A 22,852-nucleotide genomic window follows, 5' to 3' on the forward strand; every position below is an offset into this window, starting at 1 on the left:
AGAAGGCATGGCTAGCTTTCAATCGCTACCTGGGAGGATCGTGTGGCATGAAAATCGTTCGATTGCGCAGCTTCATGGCGCGCGATGCCAATCGCCCTCGCGTCGTCGTCGCGATCGACACGGATGCCGGCATCACAGGTTGGGGCGAGTGCTACAATCACGGGCCTGACAAGGGGCTCATCCCGATCCTCGATTACTTCTTCGAGCAGATTAACGGCGAGGACCCTCGGCGAATCGAGTACCTGATGCTGAAGCTGCAGCAGCAGGCGCGGTTTCCCGGCGGCGCCATGCACCTTTCCGCCTTTTCGGCCATCGACCATTGCCTGTGGGACATTTCCGCCAAGGCGCTCGATGTACCGGTCTACCGGCTGCTGGGCGGCGAACTGCGCGACCGGGTGCGCGTCTATCTCGGTGTCTACACGGCACCGGATCCAGCGATTGCGATCGATACGGTCAATGCAGAGAATGAGAAATACGGCCTAACGGCTTTCAAGCTTAGCCCTTACCGGGTCGACTTTCATGCAGAGCGGTGGGGCGAGGTGGTTCGCACCAGCGCCGAATACTTTCGACGCCTGCGCGAAATGGCGCCCTCGAATTTCGAGTTCGCCTTTGACGCGCATGCCAAAATCTATGAACCCTGGCAGGCTATCCAGCTCGGCAATGCGCTGGCGCCTTACGATCCACTGTTCTTCGAGGAGCCGATCAGGCCGGAGAATTTCGAGGCCTGGGGCGCAATCCGGTCAAAGATCAAGTGTCCGCTGGCCACCGGCGAGAGCCTCTACAGCCGCTACGAATTCCTCAAACTGTTTCAGGTGCGCGGCTGCGACATCGCGCAGCCGGACGTCTGTGTCGTGGGCGGCCTGCTCGAAATGCGGAAGATCGCTGCAATCGCCGAAGCGCATTTTGTGCCGATCGCCCCTCACAATCCGATGGGACCGCTCGCCACCGCGGTGAACCTGCACTTTGCCGCAGTGACTCCGAACTTCAAGATCCTCGAGTACCGGCTGCCGACGGAAGCGCCCTATGTGAAGGACCCGTATCTGCCGAAGGACGGCTATCTCGAACTGCGGCCGGACCGCGCGGGCTGGGGTGTCGAGATCGACGAGAAGTACCTCGAGAAAGACCACTACCTTCATTGGCAGCGGAAGCTGCCCCAGAAGCCGGACGGTTCGCTCGGCTATCCGTGAACGCTTTTGACAATCCGCCGACCGACAAGTCCTGGTTCGGCGCCCAACGGGAGGAAGATGCACGATGAGACGTCTGATAGCCGCAGCACTTCTTGCATCGGCAGCAGCCTTTGCAAGCGCCGATGCACTCGCCAAGTCGCCTCCGAACATGCTGGTGATAGGCACCAATCTCGGCGGCATCCGCACGCTGGATCCGGCGGCGAACAATGCGCGCACCGTCTCCGAGCTGATGTCCAACGCTTATGACAATCTCGTCCAGACGAAACCTGCCAGCATCGACAAACTGGAGCCGATGCTGGCAACGGAGTGGTCCGTCTCCGACGACAAGAAGACGATCACCATGAAGTTGCGCCCGGACGCGACCTTCTCTAGCGGCAACCCGGTGACCGCCGAGGACGCCGCCTGGTCCATCCAGCGCATTATCAAGATGGGGCAGGTCGGGTCCACCGACTTGGCGCTGTGGGGCTTCACCAAGGACAATGTCGACCAGCTGGTTCGCGTGAGCGATCCTCACACGCTCGTTATCGAGCTGCCAACGCAAGTGAATACCGACCTGGTGCTCGCCTCTCTGGCCGGTTCCTCTGTCGGCATAATCGATAAGAAGACCGCGCTTGAGCACGAGGCGAATGGCGATTTCGGCTCCGGCTGGCTTGCCGCCAACACCGCCGGCAGCGGGCCATTCGTGCTGAGCCAGTTGCGCCCGAACAATCTTGCCATGTTCGACGCTCGCAAGGACTACTGGGGCGGTGCGCCGGCGATGAAGCGCGTTGCAGTCATGCACATTCCCGAATCCGGCAATCTGCGTCTGCAGATGGAAAAGGGAGACGTCGACGTTGGGCACTACATGTCCAGCGGCGATCTTGAGGCACTTTCCAAGAGCCCTGACGTGGTGATCGACAAGGTGCCTGGGCTGGGATTCTACTACATCGCCCTGAACACGAAGGATCCCGATCTCCAGAAGCCGAAAGTGCGCCGCGCCTTCCAGCATGCCTTCGACTGGACAGCGATCCAGGACAACATCATGAAGTATCTCGGCTCCCCTTGGCAGTCGATGGTGCCTAAGGGCATGATAGGCGCCCCGGCGGATCCGCTTGGCCGCAATACCTACGATCCGGAACTGGCCAAGAAGCTGTTGGCTGAGGCGGGTTATCCGAACGGATTGAAGAAGACGCTCAACCCGTCGAGCGATGCGCTTCGGCCGTTCGCAGAAGCGCTCCAGGCCAGCGCCCGTAAGTCCGGTATCGACCTGAACCTTATTCCCGGCGAGTTCACCCCGGCCTTCCGCGAACGCAAGTTCGAGGTGCTGGTCGGCAATTCCGGCGCGCGTTTGCCTGATCCGTTCGCGGTTGCGACGCAATACGCCTACAATCCCGACAACCGGGACGAGGCACGGCTAGGCAGCTACTATCTGTGGCGCGTCGGTCAGCAGAACGAGGACCTCAACAAGCTGGTGGATGAGTCGATGCGCGAAGGTGACGCCACGAAGCGGGCCGATGTCTTCAAGCAGATGGACGACATCTACAGCGAGATGGACCCGGGCTTGGTGATCTTCTTCCAGCGCATTGACCCCTATGTGATGCTGAAGAACGTGAAGGGCTATGCCGGTCATACGACATGGTCGACCCGCTGGCACGACGTAACCAAAGAATGATCGCCGCCAGCACAGACGGGCGGGACGCGCCGCTCAATGCCGATGACGGCTTCGACGATGCCGAGCCGTCGCGCGGCGCCCAGTTGCTGCGGCGCTTCGCCGGCCGCGCCTTCGCCATTGCGACGACGCTGCTTGGCCTGCTGGGGCTGACCTTTGCCATGGGCCGCCTGCTTCCCAACGACCCGGTGATCGCCATCACCGGGCCGGAGGTCAGCAAGGAAGTCTACGACCGGGTGTTCGTGGAACTCGGTCTGGATCGACCGGTCTGGGAGCAGTTTCTGACATATGTTGGCAAGGCCCTGCGCGGCGACCTCGGCGTCTCCACAACCACCGGTCAGAAGGTTGTCACCGACCTTCTGATGGTCTTTCCAGCGACGTTCGAACTCGCGATCGTGGCGCTCCTGGTTGGTGTTGGGTTGGGTGTGCCGCTCGGCATCATCGCGGCGGTCAAGCGCGGAACCATAATCGACCTTGCCGCACGCCTGATCGGCCTGGCAGGCCATTCCATCCCGAGCTTCTGGCTGGCCTTGATGGCGCTGCTCTTCTTCTATGCCAAGCTCGACTGGTTCGCCGCCTCCGGCCGCGTCGATGTCTTCTACGAAGGGCTCGTCACACCAGTGACGGGTTTCCTGCTCCTGGACGCGGCGCTCACCCGCAACTGGGACGTTTTCTGGAATGCGCTCAACCATATCGTCCTGCCCGGAACGATCCTGGGCTACTATTCGGTTGCCTATATCAGCCGCATGACCCGCAGCTTCATGCTAGAACAGCTCTCGCAGGAATATGTCATCACCGCGCAGGCCAAGGGACTGTTGCCGCGGCAGGTGATATGGCGCCACGCGTTCAAGAACATTCGCGTGCAGCTGCTCACCATCATCGCACTCACTTTCGGCGGATTGCTCGACGGGGCGGTCCTCATCGAAACCGTCTTCGCCTGGCCGGGGGTGGGCCAGTATCTCACGCGCGGCATCCAGATGAACGACATCAATATCGTGATGGGCTCGGTTCTGATGATCGGCGTGCTCTTCCTGATCATCAATCTGGTCTCCGATGCGCTCTATCGCATCCTCGATCCACGGACACGGTAAGGTCATGAGCGAGCATGTACTGGAAAGACAGGTCGGCGTGCGCGGGTGGCTGTTGCAGCCGAACCCGCGCGGCCGCACCCAGGCTACCGTGCAACAGCTCTACAAGAGCTGGCAACGCTTTTGCGGGCATCCGCTCGGACTTGTGGGCCTGGCCATCATCGTGCTGCTGATCGTGGTCGCCATCTGTGCGCCGCTTCTGACCAGCTACGACCCGATCGTGCAGAACATGGCGAACCGGCTGGCTGCGCCCTCATGGGAACATCTTCTGGGCACCGACGAGTTCGGCCGCGATGTCTTTTCGCGCATCGTCTATGGCGCGCGCACGACGCTCTACATCATCATACTGGTCGCCGTGATCGTGGCGCCCATCGGCCTGCTGATCGGCACCTGCGCCGGCTATTTTGGCGGCTGGGTGGACGAGATTCTGATGCGCGTCACCGACGTCTTCCTGTCGTTCCCCGGCCTGGTTCTGGCGCTCGGCTTTGCCGCAGCGCTCGGGCCCGGCATCACCAATGCGATCATCGCCATTTCGCTGACCGCCTGGCCCCCGATCGCACGTCTGGCGCGCGCCGAGACGCTCAGCCTGCGCAAAGCGGACTTCATCGCCGTGGTCCGGCTGCAGGGTGCATCGGCCTGGTCCATCATCTTGCGGCATATCCTGCCGATGTGCGTGCCTTCGGTGATCGTGCGCATCACTCTCAACATGGCGAGCGTCATCTTGACCGCCGCCGGTCTCGGCTTCCTCGGCCTGGGTGCCGTGCCGCCTTCGCCCGAATGGGGAGCCATGGCGTCCAGCGGCCGAGAGTTCATGATCGAAAGTCCGTGGGTCATTGCCGCCCCCGGCATTGCCATCGCCCTTGTCAGCCTTGCCTTCAACCTGTTCGGCGACGCTCTTCGCGATGTCCTCGATGTCCTCGATGCGCGAGGTGGCGAATGACCGCGCCCCTGATCGAGGCCGCCAACCTCGAAGTAGGTTTCGGTGGCGGCAAGATAAAAGCCGTTCGCGGCGTAAGCTTCACGCTTGGCCGCGAAAAGCTTGGCATCGTCGGCGAGTCAGGCTCAGGCAAGTCGACGGTCGGGCGCGCCATCATGCGCCTGCTGCCGCCGACCGCGCGCGTCGTTGCTGACCGCTTGCGGTTTCAGGAGATCGACCTGCTGAGCGCCAGCAACAGGGACATGGTGCATGTGCGCGGCCGCCGCATCGGCCTCATCCTGCAGGACCCAAAATATTCGCTCAATCCGGTCATGCGCGTCGGCGAGCAGATCGCCGAAACCTACCTCCAGCATTACCCAGCCGCTGGGGGCAAGACGGCGGCACGGGTACGGGTTCTCGAAATGCTCAACGCGGTGAAGATCCGCGACCCGGAACGCGTCGCCAGGCTCTATCCGCACGAGATCTCCGGCGGCATGGGCCAGCGTGTCATGATCGCGATGATGCTGATTGCCGAGCCCGAAGTCATGATTGCCGACGAGCCGACTTCCGCCCTCGACGTGACCGTTCGCCTCGAGGTGTTGAGCTTGCTCGACGAACTGGTGACCCGCCGCGATCTCGGCCTGATCCTGATCAGCCACGACCTCAATCTGGTCCGCCGTTTCTGCGATCGCGTCATCATCATGTATGCCGGGCGCATCGTCGAAACGCTGGCAGCGTCACAGCTTGGAGAAGCCAGGCACCCCTACACGCGCGGGCTGCTGGCGTCCCTACCTTCCATCGACCACAAGGTGTCGCGCCTGCCGACCCTGAAGCGGGACCCGTCCTGGATAAACGCGGCGGAGCCGACCTCATGATCGACGTCCGCAATCTCGTTGTGCGTCTAGGGTCGCCGCCTCAAGCGGTGGTCAAACGCGTGAGCTTTTCGGTCGAGAGCGGCGGTAGCTACGGCCTAGTCGGCGAGTCCGGCTGCGGAAAGTCGACGGTATTGCGCGCCATCTCCGGCCTCAACCCCGACTATCGCGGCGAGATCGAGATCGGCGGCAAGGTCCTCAGCCCTGTCCGTCCCCGGGGATTCTACCGTTCGGTGCAGATGGTGTTCCAGGACCCCTACGGCTCGCTGCATCCGCGTAAGACCACCGGCGCGCAGTTGCTAGAGCCGCTGCGTAACCAGGGCCTGCCGCGTTCGCGTGAAGCGGTGTTCGAGGCGCTGACATCGGTCGGGCTCCATCCCGAACTGCGCTACCGTTTCCCGCATCAGCTCTCTGGCGGTCAGCGGCAGCGTGTCGCCATTGCGCGGGCGCTCATACTGGAGCCGCAGGTGCTGCTGCTCGACGAGCCTACATCTGCTCTCGACGTGTCGGTTCAGGCGGAAATCCTGAACCTGCTCAACGAACTGCGCGAGAAGCGGGGACTGACCTATCTGCTGGTCAGCCATGACCTCGCGGTAATCGCGCACATGTGCGACCGCGTGGGCGTGATGCAGGCCGGTCAGATTGTCGAAGAGCTCGACGCTGACAGGCTGCGCGCCGGTACGCTTGAGCACCCCTATTCCAGGCTGCTTCTGGAAGCGAGCCAGCAATATGGCGGCTCGGCGGAAGAACCGCGCATAATGGATGGAGCCGCGTAGATGAAGATCACAGCCGTCGAAACCTATCTGATGCAGGTCGGCGGGCCGACCAAGAGCGAAGCGTCGGCCGGACAATATGAGGGCGGAAACTTCGGCGGGTCGCGCAACTGGCTGTTCGTGCGCATCCTTACCGACGAGGGCATCCACGGCGTCGGCGAGTGTTCCGGATGGCCCCGCGTCATCGAGACGGCGGTCAAGGATCTCACGCCGCTGCTCATTGGCGAGGACCCGGCGCATATCGATCGCCTTTGGCACAAGCTGCTGGCTTCCATGATGGGGCATGGCATGCTGGGAACGGTCGGCGGCGGTGCACTGACCGGCATCGAGATGGCGCTGTGGGACATCAAGGGCAAGGCGCTTGGACAGCCGGTTTGGAACCTGCTCGGCGGCAAGTTCCGCGACCGGGTTCGCGTCTACGGCCACGCCCACGACACCGGCAAGGCGGATCGCTTGCTGGCGCTCGGCTACACCGGCATCAAGGTCGGCTTCAGCGGCACGGTCGATCTCGACCTAGTCACCTCCATCCGCGATCATATCGGGCCCAAGGTCGATCTGATGGTCGACGCGCATGGCCCCTCCTGGATGACGACGCAGGATGCGATTGCCGTTGGCCGGGAACTGGAGAGCTTGGATCTCCTGTTCTATGAGGATCCGGTGGCACCGGAAGATCTCGATGCGCTCGCCCGCGTCAGGGACGCCGTCAATGTTCCGCTTGCGGCGGGCGAGCGCGTTAGCACCATCTGGGGTATCCAGCCCTATATCGAGCGCGGTCTCGTCGATGTCATCCAGCCTGACACCGGCCGCGCCGGCGGCATCACCCAGATGCGCAAGATGGCGGCGATGGCCGAAGGCCATTACATAACGCTCGCACCACATTCGGGATCGCTGGGCCCGGTCGCAGAATTTGCGGCACTGCACGTGATGGCGACGATCCCCAACGCGCTGATGCTGGAACGTCTGGAATTCGACTGGGAAGGCCGCGACGATGTCATCACGCCATCACTGAGAGTCGTGGACGGGCATATGAAGGTGCCCGACGCTCCGGGGCTCGGCGTCGATATCGTTATCGAGGAAATCCTGAAATATCCAAGCCGCCGCAACGTGCGCGAGATCAGCCCCGACGACGGCACCGCCTACGCACTTGGTACCGCGCACGAGGTTCCCTACTTCCAGACCCGTTTTGAGCGCCGGCAGAAGCTGCGGATCCATCGCTAGAGTTTGATCATGCTGCCCGGCGGGAGAATTTAGGCCCAACGAAATCCGTGATAGTAGATTCGGCGAGGCGAGAAGGTTGAGATGATTTCGATGGTTTTTGAGGCAAGGCCGTCAAGTTTCGCCGACCAGGTCTACGGACGCATCCTAGACGAAATCCTGAGCGGCGCGTTCGCTCCAGGCAGCCGCCTGCCTGGCGAGAACGACCTCAGCGAACTCTTTGGCGTGTCGCGGCCAGTGGTGCGCCAGGCGCTGGCGCGGCTTCGCGTCGACGGTTTGGTGGAAGCGCGGCGCGGCAGTGGCACCTATGTGCTGAGCCGTCCGTCGGACAATCTGACCGATGTCGCAAGCCTGACCGACGTATCGCGCTTCCTCCGCTACCAGGAATTGCGGCTTTCGATCGAAGGCGAGGCCGCAGCATTGGCGGCTGAACGCCGAACCGAGAAGGATTTGTCGGACATTGCGCGGGCGCACGAACATTTTGCGCAGCAGATCGGGCATGGCACCTTTGACGCAGAAAGCGACCGCGCCTTCCATCTGGCCATACTCGACGCGACAGGAAACGAGTTCTTTCGCGGCGCACTCGAAGGCAACGGCGTCGTACTCAGCGATTTCATGGGAATATCCTTGTCGATAACCCGCACGGGATCGACCGACCGCGCACGCAAGGTTGTCTCCGAACATACGGACATCGTGGAGGCGATCCGCAAGCGTGACGCAGTGTGGGCGAGGGCGGCAATGGAGCTCCATATCATTCACGCGCGGCGGCGGCTGACGGACCGAACCCTCGATCCATAGTTTTTACGTTGATGCCGGACGCAGGATCAACTGAAAGATAAGGGTCCGCCGTGCGGTCGTGGGTTCTAAGATTGCACGGCCATTTGCAAAGAAACCGATTGCTATCGGTCTGCTGTAGAGTGTTATCTAAAGTGAATTCAGGTGGCCCCAGCCTAACATGTGCGCACCAACGAGCCCGACATCTTGGGCTTCTTCATCTCGCAAGATCCCGCCGACCCTTGTGTCTTCACCACCTATGAACGGTTTGCCGATCAGGGCGCCATGGATCGGCACAACAATTCCGATGTCGTTGCCCGGTTCTTCGGTATCGCCCAGCCGATCCTCGACGGCGAGGTCACGCTTATGACCTGCCGGGAAGTGTCGGCAAAAGCCTGATCAGAGATGAAAGCCAAACGGAGGAATAGGTTGATGAACGCACCTGTCACACTTAAGAGGCTCGGCGCCGATGCGGCACAGTCCTCTGGAAAGCAGCACAATCGATCAATGTGCGGCCGGCGCCGAGACATTGATGAATGTCTTGCTCGACGTTGCCGGCTTGGTTGAAGCGGGCACACACGCTTGTGTCTAAACGCCGGTCACTGAACGGAAATCTGTTCTCCTGAAAGACGCTCAAGCTGAAGGCTGTTGACAACAGGCATTCAGCGTCTTTGAAGCGGGCATATGCTGAAGTCCCGCATCATCGGTGACGGAAGGCAGCATCAGATATGTCACGCCATTTCTGCTTGCCTTGACACTCGCCTGCCGCATCAAAAGGCGAATATCGTCAGGGGTGTATCCGTCACTTTTCATAACCTTGCGGATGATTGGTTCGTTCAAGATCTCATCGAGCGTGGGTTCGCGTCTATGTCCCATACGGCACCTCCAAATTTTTGATATGCGGATCATAGACGCAAACGATGACCGCGTGATGTCCGCAATCTGGCTGATATGGGAATTCGCACGTCCGTTGTCACGGTTGTCGGATTGCACGTAAATGTGAGAACGCGAGTGTTCCCGAAAATCGGTGTGCCGAAAGGGCTGAGGCAAGCCAATTGCGCAGGTAGCGGCGCTGAAAATGACGGGTAGTATTCCTTCGAGGCGTAACAAGCCTCAGTTTAGCTTAAGCCCGCCCGCTTCAAGATCGTCTGCTGACGTTGCGTGTTGGTTGCGCCGAGATTCTCCAAAAGATGCACGCGCAGCAGATAGAGATGGGCGTCGCATTCAGCGCTGAAGCCGATGCCGCCATGCAACTGGATGCTGCTGCGGCAGTTTTCTAGCGAGTAGCGGCATGCCAGTAGCCAGCATGCCTCGATCTGGAAGAGGGCGTCTGGCCACCCGTCACGTTCGGCAATCACAGCGAACAGGAGCTGGGCCGAAAGAACCTCGGCATTGATCGCCATATTCGCGCAGCGATGCTTGACCGCTTGAAACGATCCGATCGGCTGGCCGAATTGGCTACACCCGCTGGCGCAACTGGGCGGCCGTTAAGCAGGTAAATCTCAGGATTCCAGATCACCGGATGGGTCACATGGACATGTTGTCCGCGGCAAGGTTCTCGGTCATCTTGTCGATGACCTTCCTGAATGTGGAGATGTCCTCGTCTGACAGTCCGCGAAGGGCAATAGCGTCGATCTCCATATGGATGTCCCTGACTTGCTCGTAGAGGCGGCGAGCCGGGACGGTGAGGTAGATATTGATCTTGCGAACGTCCTGTTTGTTTCGGACCCGAACGATAAGTCCGCTGTTCTCCATTTTCTTCAGCGTATCGGTGGTGGTGCCCTCCACGAGCTGGGCGGCCTTTGCCAGTTCACGCTGGGTAACACCGTCCTTTTCCCACAGGCAGCGCAGATAGGTCGACATTGCGACCGTCAGTTCCTTGTCGGCTATGCGGTTTTGCAATGCTATCAACAACTCGCGATGGGCGCTCCTCGTGACGAGATTCAGCGAGCGATAGTGTGGAGGCTTCGTGTCATCAGTGGCGCTGCCGCCTTCCAGAGAAGGCGCCTGTGTACTGCGTTCGGTCAGCGGTTTGGCCGCGCGTCGAAGCTCTTTCGCCATTAATCCTCAAATTCCCCCATCCATTCTTCGCTTCATATCCGAAGCATCATGCTGGCTTGTGGCGCCCACGTTCTATTGAATGGCGGTTGGCTGTCAAGCCACGACCTATGCGCCAGATGAAGCGAGGATCGGGCAAGCCGACCAGCGCGATCGTTTGTACCTTTCGAAAGTTGGACGGAGTGCCGTCCGGAACGACGGTCCGACGAGACGTTATGGAATTTGGTCGGCGTATGTCGCGATCCTTTATGCCCTTTCTGCCGGATCTAGAAACGTTGTGCGAATGCGGTTTGGCATGCGCTTGAACGTGAGCGAGAGGGATGCGAGGAAATCAACGGCGAGTAGAATGCATCTGGAAGCATCTCCTAGGTTCACGTCTTCAGAAGCTTACTGCGAGATTGGCTTTGAAGCTTTGGTCGATGGCCCCGTTGCCGAATTGGCCGGCATAGGAAAGACCGAATTTGGCGGCAGGCGACAGCGCGAAATCGAGCCCGCCTTCAACGATCGCGCTGTTTCGCGCGATCGGCACGCCGGCTATAGTGAAGGCACTGCCGCCAGCGAAGGCGAGCGAACTCAGCGACGTAAAGTCGCCGAAGGCGTGCCGCCAGCCAACCATGCCGTGTAGAGTGGCGTTGAAGTCTTGCATGATTATGTCGGCGCTGGCACGCACGCCGAGCGTTGCGAAAGTCGTCTCGCTCGTCGAGTCGGAGCCCGTCAAAGCCGCCTTGCCACCCTTTTCGCTGAAGCCGTCGGTCCTGACGGCGACATAATTGAGACCGGCGAATGGTTCGAATGTCGAGCCGCCTGCATGCAGGCGGTAACCGACTTCACCGAAGACCTGTGTCGTGCCGGCATCGTACTGCGCATTGAGACTGTCCGAAAAGCCGGGGAAGGCGACCGCGCGACTGGTCTCGATGTTGTTCCAGCTGTATGCGGCACCGCCGCGCAGGCCGAGGTTGCCCCACTGGCCGCCGCCGAACACGCCAAATTGATAGGCGCTGATGCTGCCCGACGAAGCCCGGGCTTCCGCATCGAAGGAACTGTGGCTGTAGCCGCCAATGACACCGAGGCGGAGATTGTCGCCGATGCCTGTGTCGACCCCGCCGAGGAAGCCGCCGGTGCTGCTGTTAAACGCCGCCGCGTTGCCGTCGCTGTGGGTGTTGCCCCACGAACCGTATGCCTGACCCCAGACGGCGAGGCGATCTGTCGTTGCTTTCCCGAGCACGGGACCGTCCGGACCATATGCCATGACCGGGAGGGTGATTGCGGTATCTCCGAAAGCAGCCCTTATTCGGCCATTTGCTGTGTTCGCGAGGATATTGCTGTCTTCGGCGAGCATGCCATTGACCGACGCATGGACCTCGCCGGACAGAGCGTCGAGGGCCTTGCGGGCCGCATCCTCATCGAGATTAACGATAGCCTTATAGAGAGCGTGCTGGTTGCCCAGTTTTTCGGCCGCACCACCGGTAGCGATCTGGTTGCGGGTAAGCGCGACGTCGGCGAATGAGATGGCGTTGCGGTCGAGCTTCAGCCCGATCGAGTCGGCTATGTAGGATAGTGTCGGTGTCAGGAACGCAAGGTTGGTGGTGACCGAGGCGAACTGGCCGAAGATTCCCGAGGCGGCCGTCAGGATGGTGTATTGCATGGATGGCCCGTAGTTGCCGCTTCCCGCAAGAACCTGCACGGTACCGCCTGAAAGCGTTGTCCTGCCCGAGACGGCGAGCCGGTCTGATTTGCCGGTGTCATCGACGTCGACCTGGAAGGTGGAGCCGGTGGCGAAGCGTGCGTCGCCGGCAACGTTGAGCGTACCGATGGAATTGCCGGTCGCAACCGTCGAGCCCGATAGCGCCGTAACCTTGCCGACGGTGCCTGTGCCACCCAGGCTCGCGCCCGATTCCACCGTGACACTGGAATTGGTCAGCGAGCCATTGACGGCAAGCCGTCCGGCACTGACCGTGGTATCCCCCGCGAGCAGGCTTGTGCCGGTCAGTGTCAGCGTGCCGCTGCCGGTCTTGGCGAAGTCGCCGGTGCCGTTGATGGCGTTGGCGAAGCTGGCGTCGGTGCTCTGGTCGATGACGAGTGCAGCATTGTTGAGGATGGCTCCGGTTCCGAAGCTCGATGCCGTGCCGGCAAGCGTTCCGGACGCTATAGTCGTGCCGCCTGCGTAACTGTTGGTGCCAGCGAGCACGGTCTTGCCGGAACCGGTCTGCTCGACCGCGCCGCTGCCCGAGATTGAACCTGCAAAGGTCAGGAGGTTCGATCGGTTGAAGGCGAGTGCGCCGACATTGTCCACATCGCCGGCAATGGAGCCAGTCGTGCCGCCATTGCCGAGCTGAAGCGTTCCCGCATCGATCCTGGTGCTGCCAGTATAGGTATTGGTGCCGGTCAGCGTCAGTGTCGCTATGCCGGACTTCGTGAGTTTGCCCTGGCCAGAAATAGTTCCGGATGCAGTGAAATCTGCCTGCGTCTCCAGCGTGCCGCCTGCGGAGCGCATGTCGATGTCGCGCGCAGTGGTCATTGCCGCTGCGTTGCGAAGCGTGCCGCCGGCAAAGGCAAGGCCGCCGGAAATTGCACCGAGATTGACGTCGGAAGAAACCGTGAGCTTGCCGCCCTTGATGACCGTGCCGCCGGTATAGCTGTTGTTACCTGTCAGTGTGAGGGTACCGTGGTCATCTTTGACCAGCGTGCCGGCGCCTGTGAGTTCGGATGCGATCGTGGCCTCGGTGCGGGTGCTGGAGGTGGTGCCGTCTCCGACGCGAATGGTTGTGGCCGCATCCGCGAGCGTGATCGAATCGCCCTCGACCCTGTAGCCGTCGCTTGCAAACTGCATGCCGGTGACAGCAATTTCGCCGAGGCTGCCATCGACCGTCACGGTGCCGGCCTGACCCTGGAAGATGGCGTAGCCGGGTTGGGGCGTCATCGGCGCATTGAAAGCGCCGTCCTGCTTGGTCCAGTTTCCGCCGGTAGCGCTCCACCCCCCGTCGCCGCCATCAACCGTGCCGTTGTTGAGGTTTGCGGCTGAGCCGCCGTCCCAGAACGACAGGGTGGTGCCGCCCGTGTTGACCAGGTTGATTTGCGAAGCGACCGCGGTCTGCACGGTCAGGTCGCCAGCTTGGAAGGCTGCGGGGACGGTGCCAATGGCCAGCCCGTTGTCTGTCAGTGCGCCGCCATAGTTGAACAGACGATAGATGCCTGCGCCGAAGTCGTTATCGCCGCTGACATTGATGGTCCCGTCGAGTGTCAGGTCGCCAACAACGTCGATACGATCACTGGTCAAGCCAAGCTCGTAGTCGAGATAGGCACCGTTCGCCAAAAACAGCGAGCCCAGGGTCAACGGACCGTGGTTCGAACCGGGTGCGAGATAGCCGCCATCGGAAACCGTGACGGCCCCATCGATGGAACCTGAGCCGCTGAGCGTCGCGCTGCTTTCGACGGTGACGGCAGTGCCGGCGAGCCTGCCGTCGACCTGCAACCGGCCAGCCGTGACGGAGGTGGTGCCGGTGTAAGTGTTTATGCCGGTCAAGGTGAGGCTGCCGGCTCCCTGCTTGATGAGGCTGCCGCCACCGGAGATGACACCGGAGAAGCTGGTGTCGCTGGCATTGCCGGCGCTCAGCGTGCCGGCACCGAGCGTCACTTTGCCGGCGCCCGCAAGCGATCCGATGATTTGGTCGTAGCCGTCGAAGTCGAGCGTTGTACCTGAAGCAATGCTGAAGGCGCTGCCTGCGGCGAAGGTGTTCTCCGCCCCGGCTTTCAGTGTGCCAGCATCCACCTTGGTGGCGCCGGTATAGGTGCTGGAACCTGAGAGGGTGAAGGTCCCCGATCCTGACTTGGTCAGGCCGCCGCTGCCGCCGATGACGCCCGCATAGGTGGTCGAAGTGTTGTTGCCGCCAGTGGTGAGCGAGCCGGCACCCAAGGCGACTTCGCCCGTACCTGTGAGCGATCCGATGGTCTGGTTGTAGCCCCCGAGGTCGAGCTTCACGCTCTCCGCGATGCTGAAGGCACTGCCGGCCGCAAAGCTGTTGGTCGCGCCTGCCTTGAGGGTGCCGGCGTATATGGTCGTGGCGCCAGTATAGCTATTGGTGCCGCTGAGCGTGAAGATGCCGGTTCCGTACTTCGTCAGTCCGCCGGTCCCGGTAGTCCTGCCGGAAAATATCGTCGAACCGTTGTTGCCGCCTGTGGTCAAAGTGCCGGAACCGAGGCTGACGTCGCCGGCTCCCGCCAGCGAGGCGATCGTCTGGTCGTAGCCGTCGAGGTTCAGCTTGGCACCGCTGACAATGATGTGGTCGCTGTCGGCGCTGAGGGCGTTGTCGGCACCGGCTTTCAGCGCGCCCTCCGACACCTTGGTTTCGTTGTCGACGTAGACTTCCTTGACGACCAGCGTGCCGGCGCCAAGTTTCTCCATGCCTGCAAGATAGCCCCAGATCACGCCGGATTGCGTCGCGGTCCCGGAATTAACCTGAAGCTTGCCCACATCCTCGGCGATGGTGACATCGTTGGCGACGTCGATGCCGGCGTCGTAGTCGAGAACGGAATCGTTGGTCGCCAAGTAGATTTCGCTGGCTCCGGCAGCGGTGTCGCTTTCAAGCCTGAGCGTGCCGGCAACGACGGCCGTTCGCCCGGTATAACTGCTGTCTCCGGTCAGGGTCAGCTTGTTTGTGCCGACCTTGGTCAAGGCGCCGTTGCCGGAAATGTCGCCGTCGAAGGTTACGTCGTCGGAGCGCTGGAACACCAGAAGGCCGTTGTTGACGACATCGCCGGCGATCGAGCCGCTGGTGCCACCATCGCCGAGGATCAGCCTGCTCGTCGCCTCGATCGTTGTACCACCGGTGTAGGTATTGTTACCGGTCAGCGTGGCGGCGCCATTGGCACCCTTCTGCACCAGTGCGCCGGTTCCAGAAATCACGCCGTCCAAGACGAGTTCAGCGTCGATGCGATTCAGGGCGAGCGTACCGTTGTTAACGACGTCGCCGGCAATGGAACCGCTGGTGCCGCCATCGCCGAGCTGAAGCGTTCCGGAGCTGATCGTGGTTCCGCCGCTATAGGTGTTCTCGGCGGTCAGCGTGGTGGTGCCGGTGCCAGCCTGCTCGACCGAACCGGTGCCCGAAATGACGCCGCCGAGAACCAGGTCATCGTCGGACCTATCGAATTTGAGAACGCTGTTGTTGACGATATCGCCATAGAGCGAACCCGTGGTGCCGCCATCGCCGAGCTGCAGGATGCCGCTCGAAATGGTCGTCTTGCCGATGAAGCTGCTGTCGCCGGTCAGTATCAGGGTGCCGAGGCCGAGCTTGTCGAGACCCTCTCTCCACGAGGCCTGGAATTCCGATGCGATTGTCGCCGTTACGCCGGCGTCGGTGTTGATGAAGCTGGCGTCCACGTTGCCATGGGGGTCGCCCTTGAGCTCGAGCACGCCGCCCGAAAGCGCATAACCATCCGTCGAGAACTGCAACCCCTGGAAGGCGAGGGTGCCGTCGAGCGTGACGGTTCCGGCGGTGCCGGCGAATACGCCGACCTCGCCGCGCCAGCTGTCATTGATGCCGGCTTCGCCGGGAGCGCCGGTCCAATTGCCGTTGGCTGCGTTCCATGTGCCAGAGCCGCCGTCTACGGTGCCGTTGCCGGTGAGGTCGGAGCCATCCCAGAACTGCAGCAACTGGCCGTCATTACGCAGCAGCAGGTTGACCTGGTTGGCAACGGCGGTGCTGATGATGGCGTCGGTGGGCAAATCGTCGAACGAGCCGGTGATGCCGCCCCCGACGTTAAAAAGGCGATAGTAGCCGGTCACCGCGTTGGGTGTTTCCAGCGTGCCGCCCAGTGTCAGGTCACCGTCGACGATGACAAGATCGTTGGTAGGGCCACCAGCAACACCATCCGTGCCGAGTTCGAAGACGCTGGTCGAGCCGGAATTGAGCACCAGGTCGCCGTCGACGGTGAGCGTGCCGGGGCTGTTGCCGGCAGCAAACGTGCCGTTGACTGTGGTCGAGGCAAGCGTGCCGCTGCCGCCGATGGTGGCGCCGGCGTCGATGGTGATGCCGGAAGACGAGGCGATCGAGCCGTTGACAAGGAGGGTGCCGGCGGAAACGGTCGTTGCGCCGGTATAGGTGCTGGTGCCAGTCAGGATGGTTGTGCCGGTGCCGGTTTGGTTAAGCTTGCCGATGCCTGTGATTTCATTGTTGACGGTGACGATGTCGGAACGGTTGAAGGCAAGTGTACCGCCGTTGCTGACGTCACCCCTGCCGAGGCTGCCGGAAGTGGCGCCATCGCCGACCTCAAGCGTGCCGCCGCTGATGGTGGTGAGGCCGGAATAGGTGTTGGTGCCGGTCAGCGTCAATTTACCGGCACCTGCCTTGGAAACCGTGCCCGTGCCGCTGACGACGCCGTCGAAAGTGCTGTTGTTGAAGCGATTGAACACAAGCGTGCCGCCGTTGTCGACATCGCCCGAGAGCGAGCCGAAATTGCCACCGTCACCAATCTGCAGCGTTCCGTCCGATATCCTGGTGCCGCCGCTGTAGCTGTTGCTCCCGGTGAGGATCGCCGTGCCCGCCCCGTTCTGTTCGAGGCTGCCACTGCCGTCGATCGCCCCGTCGAGCGTGATGGTTCCGGTTCTGTCGAAGACGAGCTTGCCGTCGTTGGTCACTGCGCCCGCCAGCGAACCGCTGGCGCTGCCATTGCCGATCTGCAGCGTGGCATCGGTGATCGTCGTGCCGCCGCTATGGGTGTTGGCACCGGCCAGCACCAGTGTGCCGGTACCTTCCACAGTCAGGGCGCCCGAACCGCTGAATCCAGCCAGAGAGGTCAAAGTGGTGCCGTTGAGTGCCACGGTGCCGCCGCCGGTACCGATGGTGCCGCTGCGGCTCATGTTGAAGGACGATCCCACGCTGAGCGTCCCGCCGTCGAAATTGAGGCTGCCGGTTGACGCACCCAGGTTGTCGTTGGACAGCACCGACAGGGTCGCGTCGGCGGAAATCGTCGTGCCGCCCTGATAGCCGTTGGTTGCGAGAAGGGCGAGCGTACCGCCGCCGGCGACGGTGAGGCCGCCAACGCCGTTGATCGCACCGGCATAGGAAAGCGTCGTGCCTTCGACGGATGCGATCGTTCCCGCGCCCGACAGCGTGACCGCGCGGTTCATGGTGAAGCTGTCCGTGGTGGCCAGCGCGCCGCCTACAAAGGTCAGCCCGCCACTGCCCAGTGTATCGTCGCCGGTGACCTCGAGCGTGCCGCCGGCCAGCGTTGTCCCACCGGAATAGCTGTTGGCGCTGTTGGTGAGTTTCAGCGTACCGGGTCCGCTTACGGTAAGCGCGCCGATCCCAGTGAACTGGCCGGAGTGGATAAGGGTTGCTCCCGCAGCCTGAGCCAAGTCGCCGCCCGTCCCGTTCAGCACGACATCGCGCATCGCCACCGACGAATTGCGCGTCTCCAGCGTGCCGCCCTGAAGCGTCAGCGTACCTGCCGTGTCGCCGAGGCTCGAATCGTTGAGCACCGACAGCGTGCCACCGATCAGCGTGGTGCCGCCGAGATAGGTGTTTGCGCCGCCGAGCGAGACCTTACCGCCGCCGGCGACGCTAAGCGCGCCCGCGCCGCTGAGCAGGCCGTTATAGGTCAGCGTGGTTCCCGTCGATACGGAAAGCGTGCCGCCGCCTGTATCGAGGGTAGCATCCAGGCTGGTGGTCAAGGATGACGTTGCCTGCAGCGTACCGCTGTTGAAGCTCAGCGCACCGGAGCCAAGGTTGGCGCCGGTCGAGACAGCAAGCGTGCCGCCGTTGATGTTGGTGCCTCCGGAATAAGTGTTGGTGCTGCTCAGTGTTGCGGTGCCCGAGCCGATCTTGTTGAAAGCGCCGCTGCCCGCTAGCGCTGTAGCGATCGTGCCGCTTTGGATGTTGAAGACGGTTGTCGCGGTGATTGTGCCTGTACCGGTGACGCTGCCGCCCGTCACCGAGAGGGTGTCAACGCCGAGATTGTAGCCGGAAGCAACGTTCAACGTCGCCGTGCCGCTGTTGGTCAGCGTGCCTATGCCGGTCATGTTGCCGCCGGTCAGCGTCAGCGTGCCGTTGTTCTGGTTGCTCAGGTTACCGGTGACGGACACATCGCCGCCCATCACCTTTATCTGCCCATCGTTGTTGATGCCGCCACCGGCGGACAGCGTTGCCGTCCCGGTCGGGCCGCTGAAATTGATGGTGCCGCCGCCCTGGTTGTTGATTGCACCGGCCTCGATGAGGTTGCCGCCCGCATCGACATTGATGGTCGCATTGTTGTTAAGCGTGTTGCCCGTGCCGCGCAGCGTCGCGCCGGCGCCGACGCTGATCGTGCCAGTGCTATTGTTGATCGTCTGGGCGCTCAGTGCGCGCCCTGCAGCTATCGCGGTCGTGCCATAATTCGTCAGCGTGGTAATGCCGGACACATCATCGGCAGTGGTCGAGCCGCTCACCGACATCGTGACGCCGCCATTGACCTGGATCGTGTTGTTGAACGTGCCTGCCAGCGTCGTGTTGCCGCCAAGCTCGATCGAGCCGATGTTGCTGCCGGCGAGCGCCTTGATACCGTTCACGCCGCCGGTGATGATGATGGCGGTGGAGACCGCGCCGTTCGACCCGCCGGCTCCTCCCTGGACGCCGCCGGCGATCGTGCCGCTGTTGATGATCGTCAGGTTCTGGCCGATAATGCCGAAGCCGCCGGGCTGTGGTCGGTAGGGCTGGAAATTCTGGAAATCGGTGCCGCCGCCGCCGCCCTTGATCGTGCCTGTGTTGGTGATTGCCAACCCTGCGGAACCCATGGCGCTGATGCCATTGCCACCTCTGCCACCGGCTCCGTTCTCCGACAGGTTGGTATACGGATAGATACCGTTCACGCTCCCACCACCGCCACCATCGCCGCCGGTGATCGTGCCGGAATTGATGAGGTTGGCGCCGGTCGTGGCGATTATTCCGGAACCGCCGCCGCCACCGCCGCCGCCGCCGCCATAGGAGCCGGAGGGGACAAAACCGTAACTTCCGCTACCACCGTTGCCGCCATTGCCGCCGGTGATGGCATTGCTGTTATTCAGATCGGTGCCGAGGACCATTCCGGCGCCGCCGGCGCCACCACCGCCGCCGCCGGCGCCAGTTATATAGCCACCACCACCACCACCGCCGCTGTCTGAGCCGCCGCCGCCGCCCCCGCGGGACCCTTGACCGCCGGTGGATCCGCCTCCGCCGCCAGGCGCGGCCGCGCTACCATCTCCATAGTTGCCGCCGGCTCCGCCACCGCCAGCAGAAGTGCCATTGCCGCCGCCGTTGCCACCATTCCCGCCGTTGCTCCCGATGAACTGCGCCAGCGCCGGTTGGTTCATCGCTACCAGCGCAATAGGCGCGACCAGGGCCGTACCGGCAAGCAGGATCGCGCGGTAGCGTCCGTGCAGAGAGTTTGCCGGGGCTTCGGTATTGTGTTTCCTGGCGGTGGGAAGTCTCTGCGTGCTGTCGTTTTGGGCGGCGTCCTGTCGGCTGCGGCGAATGCTACTCACTTGGTCTTCCCCGTCTGGCGAACATAAACCGGCAAAAGGCTTCGCGCATGGCTCCGCCGTTGCCGAAAACAGCCATGCTGCCGGTTGCAGTTCACATCAGTTGCAAAAATTGCGGTGCCGCTCGCCTATTCCCCAAGCGCCGACGAGCCGGACCCTATGCCCGGCCAAAATTACGGTCAATTATACGGATTTGACTATTTTTGGGTGGATTTTACCGCGTGTTTACCGTCGCTTAGTTCGGAAAAGGCCGTCTATCTCTCCGGCATCCGCGTGCGGTTCGTCACCACGCTCACCTTCGTAGCCGCCGGTATCTTCACCGCCATCGGCGCCATCCTGCTCTCCGGCTATGCCAACCAGGCCTATCAGGGCATGGGCGATGCCTATCTGCGGCCGGTCATCACGGCGGTCGTTATCAGCGGCACCTCGATCCTTGGCGGGCGCGGCAGCTATGCCGGCACGGTGGTCGGTGCGCTGTTCATTACGCTTCTGTCGTCCATTCTCTCCGTCCTCCAGATGCCGGAAGCCTTCAGGCAGATCGTCTTCGGCCTGATAATATTGTTAATGCTGCTGATCCGCAGATTCGAAAGGAACCGCTGATGTCCGGTCAAACTCATATCGCCGTCATTGGCCTTGGTTCCATGGGACTCGGCATGGCCCGCTCGCTAGTCCGCGCCGGTTACAGCGTTGCCGGCTGCGACGTCAGCGAATAGGCACGGGCGAGCCTCGAGGCAAGCGGCGGCATGCCTTTTTCCACTCCCGCCGCCGCTGTCGAAGATGCTGACATCGTGGTGGCGGTGGTGAACGCTGCCCAGACGGAAACCGTGCTTTTCGGCGAGAGCGGTGCTGTCGCCGCCATGAAACCGGGCGCCGCATCATTTCCTCGGCGACCGTCGCGCCGGCCGAGGCCCAGGCCTTTGCCGCCCGCGCGGCAGACAGAGGCCTACTCTATCTCAATGCGGCGATCAGCGGTGGCTCGGTCAAGGCCGGGACTGGCGAACTCACCGTCATGGCCTCACGACTTCACCTCGCGAGAGCGAGCCAGTCTGAATCGGCCAGGGTCTTTCTATGCACCAACGCCGTGGCGCATAAGAGACTGCGCTCGTCAAACTTTCTGCGCACGGGGGAGCATTGCCGTTTGCGGCCGCAGTTCCCGGCTGGCCAGACCGATCTCTATGACATGCGCCGCACGGTAGACGGTGAACTCGTCGAAATGCCGGCCGACGATCTGGACCGCCAGCGGCAGGCCGGATGGGTTCAGGCCGGTGGGAACAATCATCGCAGGTGACCCGGTGAGGTTGAAGGGCGCATTCGCCGAGAGCGTGCCGTTCAGCAGCGTCCCGGGCTCAATCCCTTCGAGGGGAGGTGCAGCGCCCACCGCTCCAACGACCAGCAGCAGGTCGACTTCGCGAAATGCCTCACTCAACTCGCGTGTCAATTCTCCCCGCCGCCGGACCGCCTGGACATAGTCAGTCGCCGTCAGAAGGAAGCCAGGCAGAAACCGCTCGATGGCGTAAGGACCGTAGAGATGAAGGTTGTTCTTGAAGTCATGTTCATGAACGGCGGCCGCTTCTCCATACATGATGACGCGCTGTGCGGCGAAGTAGTGCCGAAGCGGGGTGAGCTTCACATCGACAATCTGGGCTCCGGCGTCCTTCAATACTTGTGCGGCCGTCTCGAACGCGGCTACGATTTCGTCAGAGAAACCGTCCGGCTCCTCTTCGTGAAAATTCCGCACCAATCCGATCTTCAGTCCGCGAACGCCCTTGCCCGGCGCCTCGGACCACTTCTGAGCTTCGACTTCCACCGAGGAGGGATCGAACGGATCATAACCGGCAAGCGCTTCCAGAGCGATCGCATTGTCCTCGACCGTCCAGGTCATCGGCCCGGCCATTTCGAGAGAATAGGCCTGCTGGGTCATGCCCTGGCGGCTGACGCGGCCATATGTCGGCTTCATCCCTGCAAGGCCGCAATAGGCGGAGGGTGTGCGGATGGAGCCGCCCGTATCGGTTCCTATCGCCAGGGGCACGGTTGCTGCAGCAACCGCCGCGCCGGAACCGCTGGAAGAACCGCCGGTGAAATGGTCGAGATTCCATGGATTGCGTGCCGGGCCGTGCGGGAGGCTGAAATCCGGCCCTCCGATGGCAAATTCCTGGGTTTCGGCCTTGCCCAGCAAGATAGCGCCTGCCGCGCGCAGTCTTTCGACCACAGCAGAGTCAGTGGGTGCTATATCGTCAAGCGTGAGGCGTGATCCATTCGTCGTCGGCAGCCCCGCGACGTCGATGATGTCCTTCAGCGCATAAGGTATGCCGTGAAGCCCGCCTTTGTATCGCCCGGCGACGATCTCGGCTTCAGCAGTGCGGGCATCGGCGCGGGCAGTCTCCTCCTCGATCCGAACATAGCATTGCACCGCTGGATTGAGTGCATTGGCCCTTTCGAGATAGTGATCCACCACTTCCATAGGCGAAAGCTCGCCTTGCGCGATCAGCCGAGCGGCCTTCGCCAGGCCGAGTTCCCAGATTTCCGACATAAGTCTGTTCTTTCGATTGTATATTGCCGCTAACCCGCCGCGCAGGCGAGTCCTGTGCGTTTCAGCTCCGGCTGTCAGGCCGTGGCACGTGAAAGACATGAGCGCCCTCCACGCTGCGGGTGCGCGGGACACGCAGCAGATCTGTTAACGCGCGAACGTGTTTATAGGACTGGCGCATTGCCTCGAACTGGCTTTCATCAAGTTTCAGCCCGGCCCGGGCAATGAGCACGGCAAAATCTTCTCGGCTAATCGTCTCGGACGACATTCTCTTGGATCCAGTCTCAGTCTCGGTGTTGAGGGG

17 protein-coding genes and 2 pseudogenes are annotated in these 22,852 nt (G+C 62.0%); 12 read left to right on the forward strand and 7 right to left on the reverse strand.

All coding sequences use genetic code 11. The features are described from left to right. Positions 1-47 precede the first annotated feature (47 nt). From BM413_RS19770 to BM413_RS19810, 9 genes are all read left to right on the forward strand, one after another. The gene (locus tag BM413_RS19770) at positions 48-1,187 is read left to right on the forward strand and encodes a mandelate racemase/muconate lactonizing enzyme family protein (RefSeq protein WP_091916197.1); all 1,140 of its coding nucleotides are present in this window, start codon (positions 48-50) and stop codon (positions 1,185-1,187) included. Positions 1,188-1,251: 64 nt separating this feature from the next. Beyond that, positions 1,252-2,838, forward strand: a complete 1,587-nt coding sequence (locus tag BM413_RS19775) for an ABC transporter substrate-binding protein (RefSeq protein ID WP_091916199.1) — start codon at positions 1,252-1,254, stop codon at positions 2,836-2,838. Beyond that, positions 2,835-3,926, forward strand: a complete 1,092-nt coding sequence (locus tag BM413_RS19780) for an ABC transporter permease (protein WP_091916201.1) — start codon at positions 2,835-2,837, stop codon at positions 3,924-3,926. Before BM413_RS19775 ends, BM413_RS19780 begins: the two co-directional genes overlap by 4 nt. Positions 3,927-3,930: 4 nt before the next feature. After that, positions 3,931-4,863: a nickel transporter permease gene (gene nikC / locus BM413_RS19785; protein ID WP_091916203.1), complete on the forward strand. Its 933-nt coding sequence runs from the start codon at positions 3,931-3,933 to the stop codon at positions 4,861-4,863. Then, a complete protein-coding gene (locus BM413_RS19790; protein ID WP_091916204.1) occupies positions 4,860-5,714 on the forward strand; it encodes an ABC transporter ATP-binding protein in 855 nt (284 codons plus the stop codon). Before nikC ends, BM413_RS19790 begins: the two co-directional genes overlap by 4 nt. Next, positions 5,711-6,487 (forward strand): ABC transporter ATP-binding protein, encoded by a 777-nt coding sequence (locus BM413_RS19795; RefSeq protein WP_091916205.1) that lies wholly within the window; start codon positions 5,711-5,713, stop codon positions 6,485-6,487. Before BM413_RS19790 ends, BM413_RS19795 begins: the two co-directional genes overlap by 4 nt. Beyond that, positions 6,488-7,702, forward strand: a complete 1,215-nt coding sequence (locus BM413_RS19800; protein WP_091916206.1) for a mandelate racemase/muconate lactonizing enzyme family protein — start codon at positions 6,488-6,490, stop codon at positions 7,700-7,702. Between the two features lie 81 nt (positions 7,703-7,783). Beyond that, positions 7,784-8,497, forward strand: a complete 714-nt coding sequence (locus tag BM413_RS19805; RefSeq protein WP_091916207.1) for a FadR/GntR family transcriptional regulator — start codon at positions 7,784-7,786, stop codon at positions 8,495-8,497. A gap of 159 nt (positions 8,498-8,656) precedes the next feature. Then, on the forward strand, positions 8,657-8,872 hold the full coding sequence (locus BM413_RS19810; protein ID WP_139238616.1) for a putative quinol monooxygenase: 216 nt from the start codon (positions 8,657-8,659) through the stop codon (positions 8,870-8,872). A 234-nt stretch (positions 8,873-9,106) separates the two neighbouring features. Here the strand turns inward: BM413_RS19810 and BM413_RS19815 are convergent, their stop codons facing one another. The 4 genes and pseudogenes from BM413_RS19815 to BM413_RS33165 all read right to left on the reverse strand — a co-directional run bounded on the left by BM413_RS19815 (position 9,107) and on the right by BM413_RS33165 (position 20,024). Continuing rightward, positions 9,107-9,349, reverse strand: coding sequence for a hypothetical protein (locus BM413_RS19815; protein WP_091916208.1), 243 nt, complete (start codon positions 9,347-9,349; stop codon positions 9,107-9,109). A 242-nt stretch (positions 9,350-9,591) separates the two neighbouring features. After that, positions 9,592-9,921: pseudogene (locus BM413_RS19820) on the reverse strand (acyl-CoA dehydrogenase family protein); the annotation flags it as partial. Between the two features lie 79 nt (positions 9,922-10,000). Beyond that, entirely contained in the window at positions 10,001-10,534 is a 534-nt protein-coding gene (locus BM413_RS19825; protein ID WP_091916211.1) for a MarR family winged helix-turn-helix transcriptional regulator, read from the reverse strand. A gap of 376 nt (positions 10,535-10,910) precedes the next feature. Next, on the reverse strand, positions 10,911-20,024 hold the full coding sequence (locus tag BM413_RS33165) for an autotransporter-associated beta strand repeat-containing protein (protein WP_175544367.1): 9,114 nt from the start codon (positions 20,022-20,024) through the stop codon (positions 10,911-10,913). Positions 20,025-20,228: 204 nt separating this feature from the next. On the opposite strand from BM413_RS33165, the gene BM413_RS19835 reads away from it, so the two are divergent. Both BM413_RS19835 and BM413_RS34105 read left to right on the forward strand, forming a co-directional pair. After that, the gene (locus BM413_RS19835; RefSeq protein ID WP_244537932.1) at positions 20,229-20,621 is read left to right on the forward strand and encodes an ABC transporter permease; all 393 of its coding nucleotides are present in this window, start codon (positions 20,229-20,231) and stop codon (positions 20,619-20,621) included. Further along, complete coding sequence (locus BM413_RS34105; protein ID WP_091916213.1) at positions 20,621-20,734, forward strand: NAD(P)-binding domain-containing protein; 114 nt, start codon at positions 20,621-20,623, stop codon at positions 20,732-20,734. Before BM413_RS19835 ends, BM413_RS34105 begins: the two co-directional genes overlap by 1 nt. Here BM413_RS34105 and BM413_RS33645 read toward each other — a convergent pair. Beyond that, positions 20,701-20,880, reverse strand: coding sequence for a hypothetical protein (locus BM413_RS33645; protein ID WP_175544358.1), 180 nt, complete (start codon positions 20,878-20,880; stop codon positions 20,701-20,703). The genes BM413_RS34105 and BM413_RS33645 overlap by 34 nt on opposite strands. Before the next feature lie 18 nt (positions 20,881-20,898). On the opposite strand from BM413_RS33645, the pseudogene BM413_RS34010 reads away from it, so the two are divergent. Further along, a pseudogene (locus BM413_RS34010) lies at positions 20,899-20,979 on the forward strand (hypothetical protein); the annotation flags it as partial. A 147-nt stretch (positions 20,980-21,126) separates the two neighbouring features. On the opposite strand, the gene BM413_RS33650 reads toward BM413_RS34010, so the two are convergent. Beyond that, positions 21,127-22,551: an amidase gene (locus BM413_RS33650; RefSeq protein WP_175544368.1), complete on the reverse strand. Its 1,425-nt coding sequence runs from the start codon at positions 22,549-22,551 to the stop codon at positions 21,127-21,129. 61 nt (positions 22,552-22,612) lie between these two features. After that, positions 22,613-22,816 carry a hypothetical protein gene (locus BM413_RS33175; RefSeq protein WP_175544369.1) on the reverse strand — a complete coding sequence of 68 codons (204 nt, stop codon included), beginning with the start codon at positions 22,814-22,816 and terminating at the stop codon, positions 22,613-22,615. Positions 22,817-22,852: the final 36 nt, after the last annotated feature.

Source organism: Mesorhizobium sp. YR577 (assembly GCF_900116595.1).
GTDB lineage: Bacteria > Pseudomonadota > Alphaproteobacteria > Rhizobiales > Rhizobiaceae > Mesorhizobium_M.

What these genes read in the sequence shown, in the direction of transcription:
- BM413_RS33175 (WP_175544369.1), bottom strand. Translation starts at nt 22,816, where the DNA reads ATGTCGTCCGAGACGATTAGCCGAGAAGATTTTGCCGTGCTCATTGCC.
- BM413_RS19780 (WP_091916201.1), top strand. Translation starts at nt 2,835, where the DNA reads ATGATCGCCGCCAGCACAGACGGGCGGGACGCGCCGCTCAATGCCGAT.
- BM413_RS19790 (WP_091916204.1), top strand. Translation starts at nt 4,860, where the DNA reads ATGACCGCGCCCCTGATCGAGGCCGCCAACCTCGAAGTAGGTTTCGGT.
- BM413_RS33650 (WP_175544368.1), bottom strand. Translation starts at nt 22,551, where the DNA reads ATGTCGGAAATCTGGGAACTCGGCCTGGCGAAGGCCGCTCGGCTGATC.
- BM413_RS34105 (WP_091916213.1), top strand. Translation starts at nt 20,621, where the DNA reads ATGTCCGGTCAAACTCATATCGCCGTCATTGGCCTTGGTTCCATGGGA.
- BM413_RS19800 (WP_091916206.1), top strand. Translation starts at nt 6,488, where the DNA reads ATGAAGATCACAGCCGTCGAAACCTATCTGATGCAGGTCGGCGGGCCG.
- BM413_RS33645 (WP_175544358.1), bottom strand. Translation starts at nt 20,880, where the DNA reads ATGGCGGCGACAGCACCGCTCTCGCCGAAAAGCACGGTTTCCGTCTGG.
- BM413_RS19805 (WP_091916207.1), top strand. Translation starts at nt 7,784, where the DNA reads ATGATTTCGATGGTTTTTGAGGCAAGGCCGTCAAGTTTCGCCGACCAG.
- BM413_RS19795 (WP_091916205.1), top strand. Translation starts at nt 5,711, where the DNA reads ATGATCGACGTCCGCAATCTCGTTGTGCGTCTAGGGTCGCCGCCTCAA.
- BM413_RS19770 (WP_091916197.1), top strand. Translation starts at nt 48, where the DNA reads ATGAAAATCGTTCGATTGCGCAGCTTCATGGCGCGCGATGCCAATCGC.
- BM413_RS19775 (WP_091916199.1), top strand. Translation starts at nt 1,252, where the DNA reads ATGAGACGTCTGATAGCCGCAGCACTTCTTGCATCGGCAGCAGCCTTT.
- BM413_RS19825 (WP_091916211.1), bottom strand. Translation starts at nt 10,534, where the DNA reads ATGGCGAAAGAGCTTCGACGCGCGGCCAAACCGCTGACCGAACGCAGT.
- BM413_RS19815 (WP_091916208.1), bottom strand. Translation starts at nt 9,349, where the DNA reads ATGGGACATAGACGCGAACCCACGCTCGATGAGATCTTGAACGAACCA.
- nikC (WP_091916203.1), top strand. Translation starts at nt 3,931, where the DNA reads ATGAGCGAGCATGTACTGGAAAGACAGGTCGGCGTGCGCGGGTGGCTG.